Below are 15,927 nucleotides of genomic sequence, written 5' to 3' on the forward strand. Positions count from 1 at the left end.
CACTCCTAGCGGTTCGCGGATCGATTGCCGGTGGAGGGCGCGCGCAAGCCCGTCCGGCCGGCCAGCAGAGCGAGGAAGCGGGCGTTCAAGGCCCGGGCGGCGCTTCCGGACCGTCCGTCGTGCCCGCCGTCCTCGTGATGGTCGAGGAGAACCGGTGCGTCACTGGAGGTGGCCTCCTGCAGCGCCGCACACAGCTTCCAGGCGTGCCACGGGCGCACCCGCGCGTCATTGCCCCCGGTCACGAAGAGCGTGGCGGGGTAGGGCGTGCCGTCACGGACTCGGTGGTACGGGGAGTACCCCAGCAGCGCCCGCAGCGCGTCCCGGTCCGCGGGATCTCCGTATTCGGCATGCCAGAGGTTGCCCAGGCCGCCGATGTGATAGCGCGCCATGTCCGTGAGCGGGGCCACGCAGACCGTGGCGGCGAAGAGGTGGGAGGCACGCACCATGGCCGCCGCCACGACCATCCCCCCGTTGCTGGCGGAGAGGGCGGCGAGCTGTCCCGGACCCGCCTCGCCTCCCGACTGGAGGTACCGGGCGGCCGCACACAGGTCGTCGACGGTTCCGGACTTTCCTGGACCGCGTCCGGCCCGGGCCCAGCGCGGCCCGAGCTCACCGCCGCCACGGGCATGAACCCAGGCGATGCGACCGCCCGCGGCCAGCCACGCCGCGACGATCGGATCCCAGGAAGGTTCGAGTGAGACGCCGAAGCCGCCGTAGACGGTGATCAGGGTAGGAGCCGCCTGGCCCGCGGACACGAACGGCGGGTCGCAGATGGTGAGGGGGACGGTGGCCCCGTCACCGCTCGTGGCGGCAGCCGCGCGCAGGACCGACCTGCGTGCGCGTGGGACGCACGGCGCCCCCACGGTGACTCGATGGCTGACCGCGCCGAACCGAGGGTCGTCCACCAGGACCCAGGCCCCGTCACCCGGTCCACCGTCGGCGCGGCGAGCGGTCGGTCCGATCCGAAGTCGCGCGTGCCAGGTGAACCCGGATGCGGCCGGTTCCCCGTTTCCTTCATCCGCGGTCGCCACCGCGTCGGACGCCACCGCACCGGATCCCGGCTCACCGAATCCCCGCTCACCGGATGCCACCGCATCGGATTCCGGCTCGTCGGGCACCGCGCCATGCGCTGCGATCACACGCTGGACGTCGAGCCGCCGCGTGGTGCCCAACTGCCGCAGCACCGCGAGCGACGGAGCGGCGTCGGCGCTGCCGGAGTCGAGTACGCGAAGTGCACGGATCGTCCCTTCGCTCCCGCCCTCGGACGGAGGCGGGACGAGCGGGCCGAGGGGAACGAGAGGGAGGAGGCGCACCGGGCAGCCCCGGGACACAGACACCAGGTCGAGCCCGAGCAGCCCGTTCCCGCCGATGTACATGTCGTTCGGGCCGACGGCGAACGCCGTGACAGGGAGACCGGCCAGCGGCAGCTCCTGCCAGTCCGGCGTGCCCGAGCCGTCCCACCGCGTGCACCACCAGCGCGCGGCCGGAGAAGCGGGTGCCCGGGTCCGCAGGAGCAGGTGGCCGCCAGGACCTGTGTGCAGCGAAAGCCGTACGGGTCCCGGAACGGGCAGCGCGACAGTCCGAGGAGTCCCGCCGGGAAGTCGACGGACACGCAGCTCGTGCTCGGTGCGACTCCCGGAGCTGTACAGCAGCAGCTCGCCGACGAACACGACGGCGGGGTGGGGGGACGCGTCGGGGACGTACCACGCCTCGCGGCCGTGAGCGGCGGGGACGATGTGGAGGCCGCCGTTCTCGTGACCGTCGAGGTGGAGTTGCAGCGCGACGGAATTCCCAGCGGCGTCCGGGAGCCAGCGGGCCACACGACCGTGCGCGGCGTGGTCGCCGGTGTCGAGGAGTACGCGGCTGCGGCCATCCGGTTCGGACACTGCGATCAACTCACCGCCATCAGCGGTGAGTTGATGGCTGAAGATGCTGTCGCCGATTTCCGTACGGGGGCTCAGCTCACGCCCGACGGCAGCGGCATCGATCTCTTTGAGTATGTGTCCCCAGGTACGTTCCTCATGGTGGCGTGCATGTCGTTCGAGCAGGCCTTGTTGAAGACGGAGCCACGAGCGCGTGCGCGGGGAACCCTCCTCCTCCAGCCAACGGTAGGGGTCGGCGCTGTCGTCCAGCGGCGCTTCGGAAGAGCCGACTGCTGCGGCGTCATCCACGATGAGCCTCCAGGCGGGGTGCTTCGGGGTGCGGGAGGTTGTCGGGATCCCTCGCGTGGTGGGTGGTGATGAAAGCGCCGACGGCGGCGAGAAGGAGCACCAGACCGGCTGCCCCGAACACCGTCGGTGTCAGGCCGAACGCATGGGAACTGGCCCCGGCCAGTACGGGGCCGAGCGGCGCAATGGCCTGAGCGAGGAAGCCGCTGCCGCTGTGAACCCTGCCCTGCAGACTCAGCGGGGTGATGCGCATCTGCGCGGCGGAGACGACCACAGAGATGACCGGTCCCGCGGCGGCGGCGAGCGCGAGCATGAGCGCCGAGCCCCAGGTGTCCTGTGCCACCGCGAAACCCGTCAGCGCGGCGGCGATCACGGCGGTGGCGCCGACAATGGCGTGTCGTACGGGAAGGTGTCGCGCCACGGGGGCCGCGGCGAGGGCGCCGACGAGAGCTCCCGCGCCGAGTGCGGCGGTCTGCACGCCGACGCTCACTTCGCCGGTGCCCTCGCGCTGGGAGGAGGCGATGATGACGATCAGGAGCCCGTTGAAGACGAGGTTGAGCACGGTGGCGTTGAGGGCGCCGTAGCGCAACAGGGGAGATCGCCACAGGAAGCGCAGGCCTTCGGCGGTGGCTCTGAGCGGTGTCTTCTCCGCACTGACGGGGCCCGTTCTCGAAGGGAGGAGGAAGGCACAGCAGGCGGCAGTGAGGTACGTGAGGGCATCGGCGCCGAACACCCAGGCGGCGTCGGCCTTGAGGAGCGCGCCGCCCGCCAGGGGCCCGGCGATCATGGCGAAGGCCGAACGGCCCTGGAGCAGGGCCAGTGCCCTCGGCAGGAGCGCCGCGTCGACGACGTTGCGCACGGCGACGTTCTCGGCGGGAGCCAGGGTGCTGCCGACGGTTCCCAGGAGGAAGGCGGCGACGAGGAGCACGGCCAGCTGCGCCGCGTGCGCTGCCTGCAGGACCGCGAGCGCGCCCAGGACCAGCGCGCCCACGGCGTTGCACCACAGCAGGATCGTCCTGCGCTCGTGCCGGTCGGCGAGCAGACCCGCCGGCAGCCTGGCGGCGACGATGCCGACGGACAGGGCGGTGCTGACGAGCCCTGCCGCCCGGACGTCACCGCTGTCCTGGAAGGAGACCAGCGGCAGCGCGATCGCCGAGGCGCCCGTTCCCACCGCGGAGGCGGACTCGCCGCAGAACAGCAGCCAGAACACTCCTCCCAACCGCGGTCTCACGCCCTCCTCCTGGCGAACTGCTCCTGGACGTTGTGCAGGGGATGGGCCGTCATGGCGGAAGGGACCGCGACGGCCAGCACCGCGGCGACCAGCACGCCGGCGGTCCAGGGCAGGTCGAGGGCCGGGGCCGCACCGACATCGAGCACCATGGCCAGCGGGATCAGGCAGGCCAACGCGGTGATCGCCGCCAGGCCGACACCGATCGTGGCGGCGCCGACCGATTCGTAGAGGACGCAGCGCAGCATCTGGACGCGGCCCAGTCCCAGTGCGCGGAGGTGGGCGTGCTGGGCGCGCCGGTCACGTTGGGCGAGCGAACACGTATTGGCGGCGGCCAACAGCGCGTACCCCGAGATGACGGAGACGATCAGGCGGGATGCCAGGTCGTCCGCCGGGTTCCTCGGGGTGAGGTGGTCGAGATAGTGGGCGCGCGTCTCCAGCTTCTGGCCCTTGTCGGCGGGCCATGAGCGCAGGGCGCCCGCGAGCAGGATCTTGTCGGCGTAGGGGGCCTTGGTGTGCTTGAGCGCCGTGGTGCGCGGGACCACGTACTCCGGGAAGGCCAGGTCGCGTTCGTAGACGGCCACCAGGGTCAGCGTCTGCCGTGATCCGTCCGCCATGGTCAGCCGGACGCGCTGACCGAGCCGCCAGTGATGCGAGTCGGCCTGCATGGCGCCCGCGGCGAAGGTTCCCCCGCGCAGGGCGGACATCCGGCCTTCGCGCACCCCGAGATCGAGCACCCGCACCAGTCGTGGGCCGTCCACACCCCAGGTATCGGCGGGTTCCGGCTGGTCGTCCAACGAGGTCGGCGCGGCGGTCACTTCGGTGTGTACGAGCGCTGTCGCGGATCCGCCGGGAAAGCGGGGGGCGGCGGGAAGGCGGTGTCCCGGCTCCGCGGTCACCACGCCGTCGGCGAGCAGCCCGTCCTCGGCCTGGTGGTGCACGGCCTTCCCAATGGTGGCACCGGCGCCGAGCAAGGACACGGCGACCCCGACCGCCAGCATGACCGGTACCGCCATGGCTGTCGTCCGCGAGGCGGCCGCGCTGAGTCCGGCCGCGGCCACGCGCCCGACGCGGCGGTCGACGATCCGCAGGACGGCGGACACCGGACGGATCAGGGGCGGCACGATCCAGGGAGCGAGCACGGCGAGGCTGGGAATCAGGGTCAGGGCGAGACCAGGGGTCATCGCGGCCCGCACGGTCACCGGCAGATCCATGAAAGCCATGACGCACAGCAGGGGAACGCACAGCATCAGGATCATGAGGAGACCGGTCACCAGGCGAGCCCGGCTGCGGGCGGTCGCCGTGGCCGACCCCGGGTCCTTCAGGAGCAGCCCGGGGCTGACGCGACCCGCCGCGAGCACACTGGCCAGCGCCGCCAGGACCGCCACGGCTCCGGTGATCAGGCAGACCCCGGCTCCTGTCGACCAGACGTGGCCGGCGGAGGGCAGCGAAGCCGTCTCGGGGAAGAGTTCGCGGTCCACGAGGAGCCGGCGTCCGAGCCGGGCGAGGGGCACCATGCCCAGCGCCGCCCCCACGGCGGCGGAGACGAGGGCCAGCATCAGCACGTCACCGGCGACCATGCGACGCAGCCGCCCGGACGTGACTCCGAGGGCACGCAACACGGCGAACTGGTGCAGCCGTTGCCCCGTCCAGAGCGCGACGGTGGAGCCGACGACCAGCACCGCGGACATCACCAGCAAGGACAGGAGCAGGGCCAGCACGTCCTGGGCGTCCTGAGCGGCGGCGGCCTCGACCGAGCCCTCCGCGTAGTCCGGGAGACTCGCGCCGATGAGCAGCAGTGCGCTCGCGCCCACCCCGGCCGCGGTCACGGCGCAGGCCAGGGCGGTGCCGGCGACCCGGCCGGGGTACACCCTGGCTTCTGAAACGAATAGACGGCGCATGCTGGTCGAGCCAGCAAGGGAACGAGAGGTGCGTGACGCCGCGGACATCGGCTTTCTGTCCTCCACCGGGGGCACATATGCTGGGAGGAGTACGGGGGGCCACCCGAATCGTGGCCCCCCGTACTCATTGGTGAGAACGGGACGGTCATGCTCCCGTTTCCAACGGGGCGGTCATGCTCCCGTTTCAGTGGCAGGCGGCGCCGCTGAGGGTACTGATCGGAGCGTCAATGACGGTCTCCTCGTCGAGCTCCTGAAGAGCCAGAACGTTCTGCATGTGCAATCACCTCCCTTCATCGCACGTCACCGACCGACAACCTCCGCTCATGCCTCAGTGGCAGCCGGCGGCGCTGAAGGTACTGATCGGAGCGTCAATGACGGTCTCCTCGTCGAGCTCCTGAAGAGCCAGAACGTTCTGCACGTGCAATCACCTCCCTTCATCGATCGACGGTCCGCACCCGCGTCTCAGTGGCAGCTGCCCACGCTGATCGTGGTCACGGGGTGGCAGCCGGTGAGGCTGAGGGTGCTGAGCAGGGCGTCGACGCCTGTCTCCTCGTCAAGCTCTTGGAGCTCAAGGACTTCGAGCATGCGGAGTGGCCTTCCCTCACGTCGCATTAGGGTCGATCGAGCCCGGCCGTGGCCAGGACCACCGATCAGTGGCAGCCACCGATGCTGATGGTGCTGACCAGCGCATCCGCGCCGGTCTCCGCAGCAAGCTCTTGGAGCGCGAGAACATTCAGCACAAGAAGTCACCTCCTCTCATGGGTCGGTACGGCAGGGTTCCGGAGTGTCCGCTTCAACCGAGGTCCACCTCGCAGACCGGGTGGGCGCCGGGGAGCAGACAACTGCCGGGGCTTTGGGCGGCCACCTGTGTGAGCACCGCACCCGCGGAGCCCGTGGCCAGATCCGTTGACAGCCGGATGAGCTGGTCGCCGTGCAGGACCTGGGCGTCCTTGAACGGTGCCAGGTGAAGCGCGAGGGCGCGAAGGTGATCGTCCAGCGCTTCCCGCCACTGGGGCGCTCGGGCGACGGCGTGGCAGAGCAAGTAGGCGAGCCCGGCTCTGCCGTTGAAGAGGCCGCCCTGGATGACGACTTCGACAGCGCCGGCCCGGACGGCCCCGTCGACGACGCGTTCGACGCCGAGGGAATCGGCTTGGGCTGCGGGCAGCGCCAGGGCGGCGAGCGCCACGCCGGCGGAGCCCTCACCGAGGTAGGGCAGCAGCCGATCCGAGCTGTGCATCTCCAGCATGCCGTCCAGTTCCCGGGCGTGGCGCAGATCGCAGCGCACCGCACGCTCGGCAGCCTGAGCCCACTCCAGGTCCCCGGTCGACTCGGCGCAGCGGGCGAACAGGACCGCGGGGCCGGACCAGCCGAACATCAGCCCGGGTCGGTCCAACAGGCCTTCCGTCCCGATGCGTTCGCGTACCCGAAGGGCCAGTTCGAGCGCTTCCTCCTTGAGGCCGACGTCCAGGAACAGATGGGCGATGCCGGTGCTCCCGCCGAACAACCCGGGCGAGGCGGGCATGGGACCGTCGATTAGGCGATCGATGAGGTTCGGAGCTTCCGGGTGGCCGAGTCGATGCAGGAGCCACGCGGCGCCCGCAAGGCCGTCGTAGAGTCCGGTCGGCCCGTCGGAGGGAGCCTGCCGTGCGGTGCGTACCAGCCATTCGACGTGCTCAGCGGCTGGTCTCACGCCCGCTGCGCGCTGTGCCAGCAGCACACCAGGAGTTCCATGGGCGAGCCCGAGGGACGCTCCTGGCTGGTGTCCGTGGACGTCTCCGGGAAACAGCCGGTCCGTACGCCCGGTATCCGCCGCACGAGAGATTCCGCGCAGCAGGTCCGCGGTGTCCGGAACGGGCAAGGGGGCAGCCGTCGCGGCCCCGGGAGAGGGCAGGTGGGGGCGGAGCGCCGGGGACAGTGCCAAGCGCTCGATCATCCGTCGCACGAAATCCGTCGGCACCGTCGGAAAGGACCTGGTCGCCATGTCGATCAGGGAGGCGACGACGGCTGGATTCCGCAGTGTCAGCACGGTGAGCGGAGCGAGAACCGCGAGTTGGCAGCATCCCAGTGCGAACAGATCCGCATCGCGTGGGTCGGTGATGGTCGTATCCGTGAAGCCCGGTGCGCCCAACGCGGCCTTGCGGACGGCGTCCACGGGTGTCGCGAGTTCGAAGTCGATGAGCGCGACGGTGTTGTCGGGGCGGATCAGGATGTTGCGGTGATGCAGGTCTCCGAAGGCGACTCCCGCGTCGTGCAGTGCCTCGATACAGGCTTCGACCTGTTCCAGGCGGTCAACGGCGAGTGCGGCGAATTCCACGCGGGCAGCCTCTGTGGGGCGGTGCCGCGTAAGGGGGAACTCGCGCCCCAGCCAGGAAGTGACGGTCTCCCCTGCCACGTACTCCATGACGAGAAAGGAGTGTTCCCAGGAGGTGAAGGAGTCGAATCGCCGGGGGACGAAAGGCAGTTGCTCAAGCCTCTTGAGCATGTCGTCCTCGATGCGCAGCCGGTCGACCGCGTCGACTCCGTTCGCGTCGAGACCCGCGTACCGCCGGGCCTCTTTGAGTACGACCTGTCGGCCTTGGGCGTCCTGAGCCTGATAGACGCCACCGCCATTGGAGAAGTGCAGCGCCTTCTCCACCCGGTACGCCGCCAACGGGCCACCGTTGTCGGTCGATTCGCCGGACGCCAACCCCTCGGCCAGGAAACGCGGGGTGTCGGCCCAGTCCGGCACGGTGAAGACGGGGCGGCGCTGATCAGGGACGAGCCGCCCCTGGGGGTCACGCAACGCCGGCACGCGGGAACCGTCGGGAAGTTCGCACCACATCAGCGTGAAGGCCCCGTACCGCACGGACACAGGCCCCTTGTTCCATCGGCGGTCGGACAGCACGTAGGGGCCCGGTCCGCCCCCCAGCGCGGTGTCCAGTTCTTCGAGTGCGGTGTGCAGCTCCTCGGCGGTCCGCGGGTACACCGTTATCGCCTTGCCACTTGTGGCCCGATTCGCGTACTTGGAGTTCATCATCGTGACGATGTGTCTGCTGCGCAGAAACTTCCAGGGAAGCGCCAGGCGACGGCACACCTCCCAGGCCGTCTCGATGGTTTCCGCGGCGCCGTCCGGAGTCGCACTGACATGTATCTTCCAGCCCTGCTCCGGCAGTTCACCGCCGCCATCCGGCGCGAGGAACCGCCAGACTCCGTGGTCTTCCCGACGCCAGCCCCGCGGCGGCTCCGCCGCACCCAGGGCGAACAGGGAGTCTGAATCCTTGCAGCGCTCCAACGGCTCGTACCACGTGGCGTCTGCGATTGCGTACGCCTCATATCTCGGATTCATGCACTCCCCCACCGGGCCAAGAGTTCACAGCGTTCAGTTCTTCATGAAACAGCGTTCAGTTCTTCATGAATCTGCGACGCGGGCAGGCGCGTCGGGCCGAACTCGAACCCAAGAGCCAGGAGCCATCGCTGCCCGTTGCACCTAATCTTTCAGCGTGGCGCTTTACGGCAGCAACCTTCTTAAGGTCACCCTTAATCGGAAGATTTCCCTCCGATTGCGAGCGATTTTCAGCCCGCCGATCCCATGGCAGAACCCTCCGCACAACGGCCGCCGCGCTGGCCGAGATTGCTCGATCGTGGCCTGAATTCTCCACCTGCATGCGATCACCTCGCATGGCACCATGAACGGCATGAAGACGCGCGTGCTCCTGGCGGACGACCAAGTCAGTATCCGGACAGGTTTTCGCAGGATCCTGGAAGCTCAGCACGACCTGCAGGTCGTCGGCGAGGCCGAGAATGGGGTGACGGCCCTGGCGGCCACCCGTTCCCTCGTACCCGATGTGCTGCTCGCGGATATCCGCATGCCGGAGATGAACGGTCTTGAGCTGACTCGGGAAGTCATGCAATCCACGCCTTCCGTGCACGTGGTGATCGTCACCACGTTCGACCTCGACGAATACGTTCATGCCGCGTTGGGCGCGGGAGCCTGCGGGTTCCTCCTCAAACGTTCCAGGTCCGCCGTGCTCATCGAGGCGGTCCGGGCCGCGGCGGCAGGCGATTCCATGATCAGCCCCGAGATCACCACCCGGCTTCTGAGCCGCTTTCGGAATAGGCCGCTCGTCGTTCATCAATCCAGTGAGCTCCTGACCAAGCGTGAACAGGAAGTCGCCAGGCTGGTGGCGGAAGGAATGACCAACGCCGATATCGGTGCCGAATTGTTCATCTCCGCGGGAACGGTCAAGACACACCTCGCGCACCTCCAGAAGAAGCTGAAGGTCCAGAACCGCGTGGGTATCGCCGCATGGGTCTGGGGCTCCGGACTGATGGAAGAACCGTAGCTCCGACCCCCCGCGCACGGCGCAATCTGCCGAACGGCCGATAGCCCGGCACCGCCGCTTTCGACATCATGAGCGGTGTGCGGAGGAATTCAGGTGTGCGGAGGAATTCAATGGTCTGCGTCGCCAAGGTGCTGCCCCCAACACGTCATGCGAAGGTCGGTCGCGGTGCGGACGCGGTCGGCCACGATTCAAGTGCCCCCACTTGCAGCAAAAGGCGGCCGAGGTGCGTGACGGTATGGACCACATGGCTGCGATTGCGATGCGTGGCGATCAGGCCGGCGGCCCGCAGTACGGTCGTGTGCTGGCTCACCGCGGCGGCGGACACCCCGAGCCGTTCGGCGAGTTCGGCGTTCTTCCAGCCTTCGCGCTCTCTCAGCACACGGAGCGCGGCGGCTCTCGTTCTGCCAAGGAGTGCCGCGAGGCCGTCCGATTCCCTGCCGCGCCGCTCGCCCGCAGCGGTGGTGTCACTCAGCAGGCGCGCGAGCTCATCCGCTGCCGGACGGTCGGGAAAGAACAGGACCGGAACGTCACGCCCTCTCCCGCCGGTGAACCGGGCCACGTGCCCGGCGCTCTGCAAGAAAATCGAAGGTGCCAATACGAGTCCGGTCCCGTTCAGTTCCAGCTCGCCCGCTTCGACATTGTGGATCTCCAACGCCGGAGCGTTCCAGCGGATGTCCGGGCCCAGGGCATCGAGCAGCACGCGGACCCCCTCGCGGGACATCACGTCTCTGCGCGTGTCCCCGGCCAGGCTCAAGTGGGCGCGCAAAGGCTCCCAGTGCGGCGCGACAGCCAGGCGGAAGAAGTCCCGTATCGCCGACATCGCCTGAGCCCGCGACGCGCTGATGTCACCGCGCGGCCTGGATTCCGAGGGTCCCGCGCCGGTACACAACGCAAGGAGTACCTCCGGATCGCTGACGGTACGGACCAGGTTCGCAGTACGTTGTGCCCGCGCACCCGAGCGCATCAAGTTCCTCGCTACGCGTAACCGCCACTCACCGAATCCATCATGGCCACTGCCGTGGAGCGCCTGCAGAGCAAAGACGGCCTCCACGGACGGATTGTTTGTCTCGCTTACCCTGATGCGCATGATGTCGTCAGCAGACAGAATGATTCGATACACAGCGAAGCTCCCCTGAGGGCAATGTATAAACAATCTACAAACAGGCAGCACAAACAGCCGACTCAAGTCGGCGGCAATCTGGTTCACACCTCCACATCGCACGTCTGTTGCGCACCATTCAGATCCATGATGGTGACACCTGGCGACGCCGAGACGAACACATCGACATCCGGGGGAAGGTGGACAACGTACTCAACGCTGCAATTTATCGCGATGCCGGTGCAGCGCGCGAAGAGGCGCAGGACCTGATCCTCCAGGCTCCAGGATGAATTCCCCTTCTTTGCCGCCGCACCGGTCAGCTTCCGGGTAACGGTGACCTCGTTCTTCTTCCCGTACCGCAGCCTTGCGCGGCCGTCGCCGTGCACCACGACGGAAAGGCGCGTTCCGTCGAAGACGAACTGGCGTCGTCCGTCACGAGGGCTGGCGTCCAGGTCGTCCAGCGCACCCGTGCTCACCCCGGTCAGCGCGACAAGTGTCGCCAGCGCCAACGCCAGAACGATCTTCGCCCCCGTTCGCTCAGACATGAGGATCATGCTGCCAGGACGGCCCTCATCCCGGTATCGGCCGTTTGGCAGATGCAAATCGGGTCAGGTGGGCGTCTCGCCTGGCAGGGGCACCAAGATGCTCACGCTCCACCCGTGCGGTGGGTGCGGGCCCGCCGTCAACTCGCCCCCCAGCGCCGCTGCCCGGTCGGCGAGACCGCTGATACCGGTGCCGCCCACACCTGTCGCACGGTCCACCAGGCCGGGCACGGGCTGCGGATGCTCGGCGTCGTCCGTGACCACGATGCGCAGTGCGTCGTCGCCGCGCCAGGTGTCGCCGCTGAGCACGATCTCCACCCGTGAGGCCGCGGCGGCGTGGCGACGCACATTGGTGAGGGCCTCCACGACCACGCGGTATCCCAGCGCGCTCACGTCCGCCGGCAGGCGCTCCAGTACTCCATCGGCCACCTCAAGGACCGCTTCAGGGGTGCCGGTGCGATTGAACCGGGCGACCAGGGCGGGCAGTTCACTGAGGTCACGCCGCGCTCCCGGGCCTCTCTTCGGGCGCGGCACCCCGTTCTCCCCGCCCGCCTCGCGCGGAGGCACGCTGCCGCTCGCCACCTCCGCAGCGCCGTCCCGCTCCGTACCCGACGGGGCCTCGGAGAGCAGCTGAACCGTGTGGTCCATCGCTTGCAGGGCCTGCACCCCGGCGGCGCCGATCTCGGGAAGCAGCTCCAACGCCTGTTGGGGGTGCTCGACGGCCAGGACCTGGGCGGCTTCGACAAGGACGACGACCGCCGAGATGTCGTGGGCGGCGTAGTCGTGCAAGTCCCGTGCCAGACTGATCCGTTCGGCTCGACGCTCGGCAGCCGCCCTGGCGAGGCTGCGGGTGTCCAGGCTGCGCAGATAGACGCCGATGCCTGCAGCGGCCATCGCAAAGATGGCCCACAGCAAGCAGAGCTGCAGGGTCTCGGCACCGCTCGCTCGAGGAACGACGTTCATGGTGATGCGCAGGGGCGACAGAATGATCGAGGTGGCCAGCAGGGTGCTGAGCCCCAAGGCCGTACTCACCGTCGCCCGGCGGACGCTGAAGATCACCAACGCCATCAGCGCCAGCGTCTCGGCCGTCCACCAGTTCGCCGCCGCGGTCCTGGCCGGACCCTGATAGGTGAAGGTGACGATCAGGGATGTCCCCGCCGCGATCAACATGGTGGGGAGCAGCACCGCCGACCGGCGTGATCGCCATGCGGTCAGCATCAGCACGGCTGCGACCGTCACCGAGCCGGACCCGCTGATGAGCGGCCCGACTGACGGAGTCGTGGCGGTGGCCACGATCAGCGTCACCACCGCCGACAGCGCGCAGAGAAGTTCGCGTAATCCCGTCCGCTTCCGTCTCGTCACGCAACGAAAGCGTAGTGGTGGCCGGGCGCCGTTAGTTCGTGTCCCTCAGTCGCCCCAGGGCCACGCATGACGGGCGCGACGTGGGCAGCCTTCGCCCCGTCACGCGTGGCCGTGCGGCGTCGACGCCTCCTCCGCCAAGCGGCGCTTCGCCTCCGCCCAGTCGATCGGCAGCTCCCCCGCCGGGACCTCCCAGAACGTGAACACCGAGTCCCGCATCGTCGGGCGCAGGCCCGTCATGATGCTCTTGTGGGGTTCCGTGCGGGCGTACGCGTACAGGGCGGCGCGGTCCTGCCAGGCGGAGAGGGTGTAGAAGACGCCCTTGGTGAGCTGGGCCTCCAGGGAGGCACCCAGGGCTCCGGGGGCGGTGCGGACCTGTTTCCAGGTCGCGTAGGACTTCCAGAAGAAGCGCGGGACGTGCTTCAGGGACTTCACCTCCAGGCGGGAGGCCATCACGAACGCGATCGTGTCGGGGGCCGCCTTGTGCGGGGTCACCCAGGGAATGATCGGCACGGTATCCTCGATCCCTAGTTAGAGAGTGGCGCTATCCATATTAGGTAGTGGCGCTCTCTAATGCCATAGGGTCAGTCACAGGGAGAGGGTCGGCGGCTGTGCGTATCTCCGAGTTGAGTCGGCGCAGCGGGGTGCCCACCGCGACGATCAAGTTCTATCTGCGTGAGGGGCTCATGCCGCCCGGGCGGGCCACCTCCGCCACGCAGGCCGAGTACGACGAGTCGCATCTGCGGCGGCTGCGGCTCGTCCGGGCGCTGATCGGCGCGCGCGGGCTGAGTGTCAGTGCGGCCAAGGAGATCGTGGGCAGCCTGAGTGAGGTGGAGGGCGATACGTACGAGTTGCTGGGGCTCGTCTTCGGGGTGTGGCCCGGGGCGGGCGGCGGCACGGACACCGGCGCCGGGCAGGGCGCCAAGGCCGATGGCGACGCCGACTCCAGCGCTAACGCCGGTCAGGACGCCGAAGTCGACGCGCTCATCGCCGAACTCGGCTGGGACGTCACCGAGTTCAGCCCCGCCCGCAAGACCGTCACGCGGACCCTGAACACGCTGCGCGGCCTCGGCATCGCGTACGACTGGCGCGCCCTGCTCCCCTACGCCCGCCTCGCCGAGCGCACCGCCGCCCTCGACCTCGACCAGATCGAGGGCCCGGAGGACCCGCTGGAGAAGGCCGAGCGCGCCGTCCAGCTCACCTTCCTCCTGGAACCGGCCCTGCTCGCGCTCCGCCGCCTCGCCCAGGAGTCGGAGGCGGCGGCGCGCTACCGCGGCCCATCGGACAGGCCCTAGCGCCCACCCGAGTCGTACAGTCCCTCGATCTCCTTCGCGTACGCCCCCACGACCGCCCCGCGCTTGAGTTTCAGGGATGGTGTGAGGAGGCCGTTCTCCTCGGTGAACGCGCCCTCGACGACCACGAAGCGGCGGATGGACTCCGCGCGGGACACTGCCTCGTTGGTGTAGTCCACCGCCTTCTGCAGGTCCTCAAGGAGCTGTGGGTCGTGGCACAGCTCGGACAGGGGGGTGTCCTTGGGGCGCTTGCGCACGGTCAGCCAGTGGGCGACGGCTTCCGGATCGAGGGTGATGACGGCGGCTACGTAGGGGCGGTTGTCTCCGACGACGAGGCACTGGCCGACGAGGGGGCGGCCGCGCAGGCGGTCCTCCAGGACGGCGGGTGAGACGTTCTTGCCTCCGGAGGTGACGATGATGTCCTTCTTGCGGCCGGTGATGGTGAGGTAGCCGTCGTCGTCGAGGGAGCCGAGGTCCCCGGTCGCCAGCCAGTCGTCCGCGAGGACGGCGTCGGTGGCTTCTTTGTTGTTCCAGTAGGCGTTGAAGACGATGCCGCCCTTGATGAGCACCTCGCCGTCGTCCGCGATGCGGATCGCCGTGCCGGGTACGGGCGTTCCGACCGTACCCGCGCGCGGGCCGAGCGGCGGCACGATGGTCGCGGCCGCGGTGGTCTCCGTCAGGCCGTACCCCTCGTAGATGAGGATTCCGGCGGCGTAGAAGAAGAGGTTGAGGCGTTTGTCGAGCGGGGAGCCGCCGCTGATCGCGTACCGCAGGCGGCCGCCGACCTCCTTGCGGACGCGGCGGTAGACGAGGAGTTCGTACAGCGCCCAGCCGGCGTAGAGGCCCAGGGACGGGCCGCGGCCGCGGCCCTGGAACTTGTTCAGGTACGCCTCGGCGAAGCGCACGGCGATGCGGTCCGCGCGGTCGAAGGAGGCGCCGCGGCCCATCCGTTCGGCCGTCGCGCGCCCGGTGTCGTGGATCCGCTCGAAGAGGTACGGGACGCCGACGACGAACGTCGGTCTGAAGGCGCGCAGTTCGGGGCGGAGCTCGTCCGGTCTGACGCTCGGGAAGTGGCCCAGTTCGATGCGGGCGAGCATGCAGGCGATCTGGATGGAGCGGCCCAGGATGTGGGCCAGCGGCAGGAACAGGAGGGTCGACGCGGTCTGGCCGGTGACCTCCTTGAAGACCGGGTGCATCAACGCGACGGTGTTCGCGGCCTCGGCGTGCAGGTTGCCGTGCGTGAGGACGCAGCCCTTGGGTCTGCCGGTGGTCCCGGAGGTGTAGCAGACGGTGGCTACGGAGTCGGGGGTGAGGGCCGCGCGGCGCGCGGTGACCTCCTCGTCGCCCACCCCGTGCCCGCGCTCCGCGAGTTCGAGGACCGCGCCGTCGTCGAGGACCGACACGGCCGGGGGCGTGGGGTGTCCGGCGACCGCGCGGCGCGCCGTCGCCGCGTTCTCCCCGGTCTCGGCGATGAGGAGCGTGGCGCCGGAGTCGCGGACGATCCACTCGATCTGTTCGGCGGACGACGTCGGGTAGACGGGCACGGTCTGGCCGCCCGCCGCCCAGATCGCGAAGTCGAGGACCGCCCACTCGTAGCGGGTACGGGACATCAGGGCGACCCGGCCGCCCGGTTCGAGGCCGGACGCGATCAGGCCCTTGGCGGCCGCGGTGACCTCGCGGGCGAAGGCGGCGGCCGTGACGGGGCGCCACTGGTCCGCCTCCTTGCGGCGCAGGACGACGGCGCCGGGGGCCTCGGCGGCGTTGGTGAAGGGGATGTCGGCGGTGCTGCCGCGGGTGGCCGACGCCGCCAGGGCGGGGGTGCGGGCCTCCCGTACGACGCCCTGGTCGTCCCTGACGGTCTCGACCTTGGCTCGGTCGGCCAGATCGGTGCGGCGGCGCGCCTGTTTCAGGTCCTTGCGTACGCCCATGACGGCTCCCGTTCGTTCGCTCGGCGCGGGTGCGGGGGTGCGGTGCATTTGCGGTGCGGGGTGTGGGGGATGCGGTGCGGGGGTGCGG

Annotated in this window: 14 protein-coding genes; 2 read left to right on the top strand and 12 right to left on the bottom strand. The window is 69.4% G+C overall.

Annotation, left to right across the window (positions count from 1 at the left end):
- Window positions 1-5: 5 nt before the first annotated feature.
- From IE274_RS02175 to lanKC, 7 genes are all read right to left on the bottom strand, one after another.
- Entirely contained in the window at window positions 6-2,171 is a 2,166-nt protein-coding gene (locus IE274_RS02175; RefSeq protein WP_190113789.1) for a prolyl oligopeptidase family serine peptidase, read from the bottom strand.
- On the bottom strand, window positions 2,164-3,399 hold the full coding sequence (locus IE274_RS02180; protein ID WP_190113790.1) for an MFS transporter: 1,236 nt from the start codon (window positions 3,397-3,399) through the stop codon (window positions 2,164-2,166). Before IE274_RS02180 ends, IE274_RS02175 begins: the two co-directional genes overlap by 8 nt.
- Complete coding sequence (locus tag IE274_RS02185) at window positions 3,396-5,267, bottom strand: FtsX-like permease family protein (protein WP_190113791.1); 1,872 nt, start codon at window positions 5,265-5,267, stop codon at window positions 3,396-3,398. The genes IE274_RS02180 and IE274_RS02185 overlap by 4 nt, the downstream gene beginning before the upstream one ends.
- Before the next feature lie 358 nt (window positions 5,268-5,625).
- The gene (locus IE274_RS02190; protein WP_190113792.1) at window positions 5,626-5,715 is read right to left on the bottom strand and encodes a class III lanthipeptide; all 90 of its coding nucleotides are present in this window, start codon (window positions 5,713-5,715) and stop codon (window positions 5,626-5,628) included.
- A 44-nt stretch (window positions 5,716-5,759) separates the two neighbouring features.
- The gene (locus IE274_RS02195; RefSeq protein ID WP_190113793.1) at window positions 5,760-5,882 is read right to left on the bottom strand and encodes a class III lanthipeptide; all 123 of its coding nucleotides are present in this window, start codon (window positions 5,880-5,882) and stop codon (window positions 5,760-5,762) included.
- 65 nt (window positions 5,883-5,947) lie between these two features.
- Window positions 5,948-6,037 carry a class III lanthipeptide gene (locus IE274_RS40280; RefSeq protein ID WP_190113794.1) on the bottom strand — a complete coding sequence of 30 codons (90 nt, stop codon included), beginning with the start codon at window positions 6,035-6,037 and terminating at the stop codon, window positions 5,948-5,950.
- Between the two features lie 53 nt (window positions 6,038-6,090).
- A complete protein-coding gene (lanKC, locus tag IE274_RS02205) occupies window positions 6,091-8,622 on the bottom strand; it encodes a class III lanthionine synthetase LanKC (RefSeq protein WP_190113795.1) in 2,532 nt (843 codons plus the stop codon).
- 340 nt (window positions 8,623-8,962) lie between these two features.
- Between lanKC and IE274_RS02210 the strand changes: the two genes are divergently transcribed.
- Window positions 8,963-9,619 carry a response regulator gene (locus IE274_RS02210; RefSeq protein WP_190113796.1) on the top strand — a complete coding sequence of 219 codons (657 nt, stop codon included), beginning with the start codon at window positions 8,963-8,965 and terminating at the stop codon, window positions 9,617-9,619.
- 145 nt (window positions 9,620-9,764) lie between these two features.
- On the opposite strand, the gene IE274_RS02215 is transcribed toward IE274_RS02210, so the two are convergent.
- From IE274_RS02215 to IE274_RS02230, 4 genes are all read right to left on the bottom strand, one after another.
- A complete protein-coding gene (locus IE274_RS02215; RefSeq protein WP_190113797.1) occupies window positions 9,765-10,826 on the bottom strand; it encodes a winged helix-turn-helix domain-containing protein in 1,062 nt (353 codons plus the stop codon).
- A complete protein-coding gene (locus IE274_RS02220) occupies window positions 10,823-11,263 on the bottom strand; it encodes a hypothetical protein (protein ID WP_190113798.1) in 441 nt (146 codons plus the stop codon). Before IE274_RS02220 ends, IE274_RS02215 begins: the two co-directional genes overlap by 4 nt.
- A 63-nt stretch (window positions 11,264-11,326) precedes the next feature.
- The gene (locus tag IE274_RS02225) at window positions 11,327-12,568 is read right to left on the bottom strand and encodes a sensor histidine kinase (protein WP_190113799.1); all 1,242 of its coding nucleotides are present in this window, start codon (window positions 12,566-12,568) and stop codon (window positions 11,327-11,329) included.
- 153 nt (window positions 12,569-12,721) lie between these two features.
- Window positions 12,722-13,132 carry a DUF3291 domain-containing protein gene (locus IE274_RS02230; RefSeq protein ID WP_190113800.1) on the bottom strand — a complete coding sequence of 137 codons (411 nt, stop codon included), beginning with the start codon at window positions 13,130-13,132 and terminating at the stop codon, window positions 12,722-12,724.
- Window positions 13,133-13,230: 98 nt separating this feature from the next.
- Between IE274_RS02230 and IE274_RS02235 the strand changes: the two genes are divergently transcribed.
- On the top strand, window positions 13,231-13,914 hold the full coding sequence (locus tag IE274_RS02235) for a MerR family transcriptional regulator (RefSeq protein ID WP_190113801.1): 684 nt from the start codon (window positions 13,231-13,233) through the stop codon (window positions 13,912-13,914).
- Here the strand turns inward: IE274_RS02235 and IE274_RS02240 are convergent.
- The gene (locus IE274_RS02240; RefSeq protein ID WP_190113802.1) at window positions 13,911-15,839 is read right to left on the bottom strand and encodes an AMP-dependent synthetase/ligase; all 1,929 of its coding nucleotides are present in this window, start codon (window positions 15,837-15,839) and stop codon (window positions 13,911-13,913) included. The genes IE274_RS02235 and IE274_RS02240 overlap by 4 nt on opposite strands.
- Window positions 15,840-15,927 lie beyond the last annotated feature (88 nt).

This window comes from Streptomyces flavofungini, from assembly GCF_014650815.1.
GTDB classification, from domain to species: domain Bacteria; phylum Actinomycetota; class Actinomycetes; order Streptomycetales; family Streptomycetaceae; genus Streptomyces; species Streptomyces flavofungini.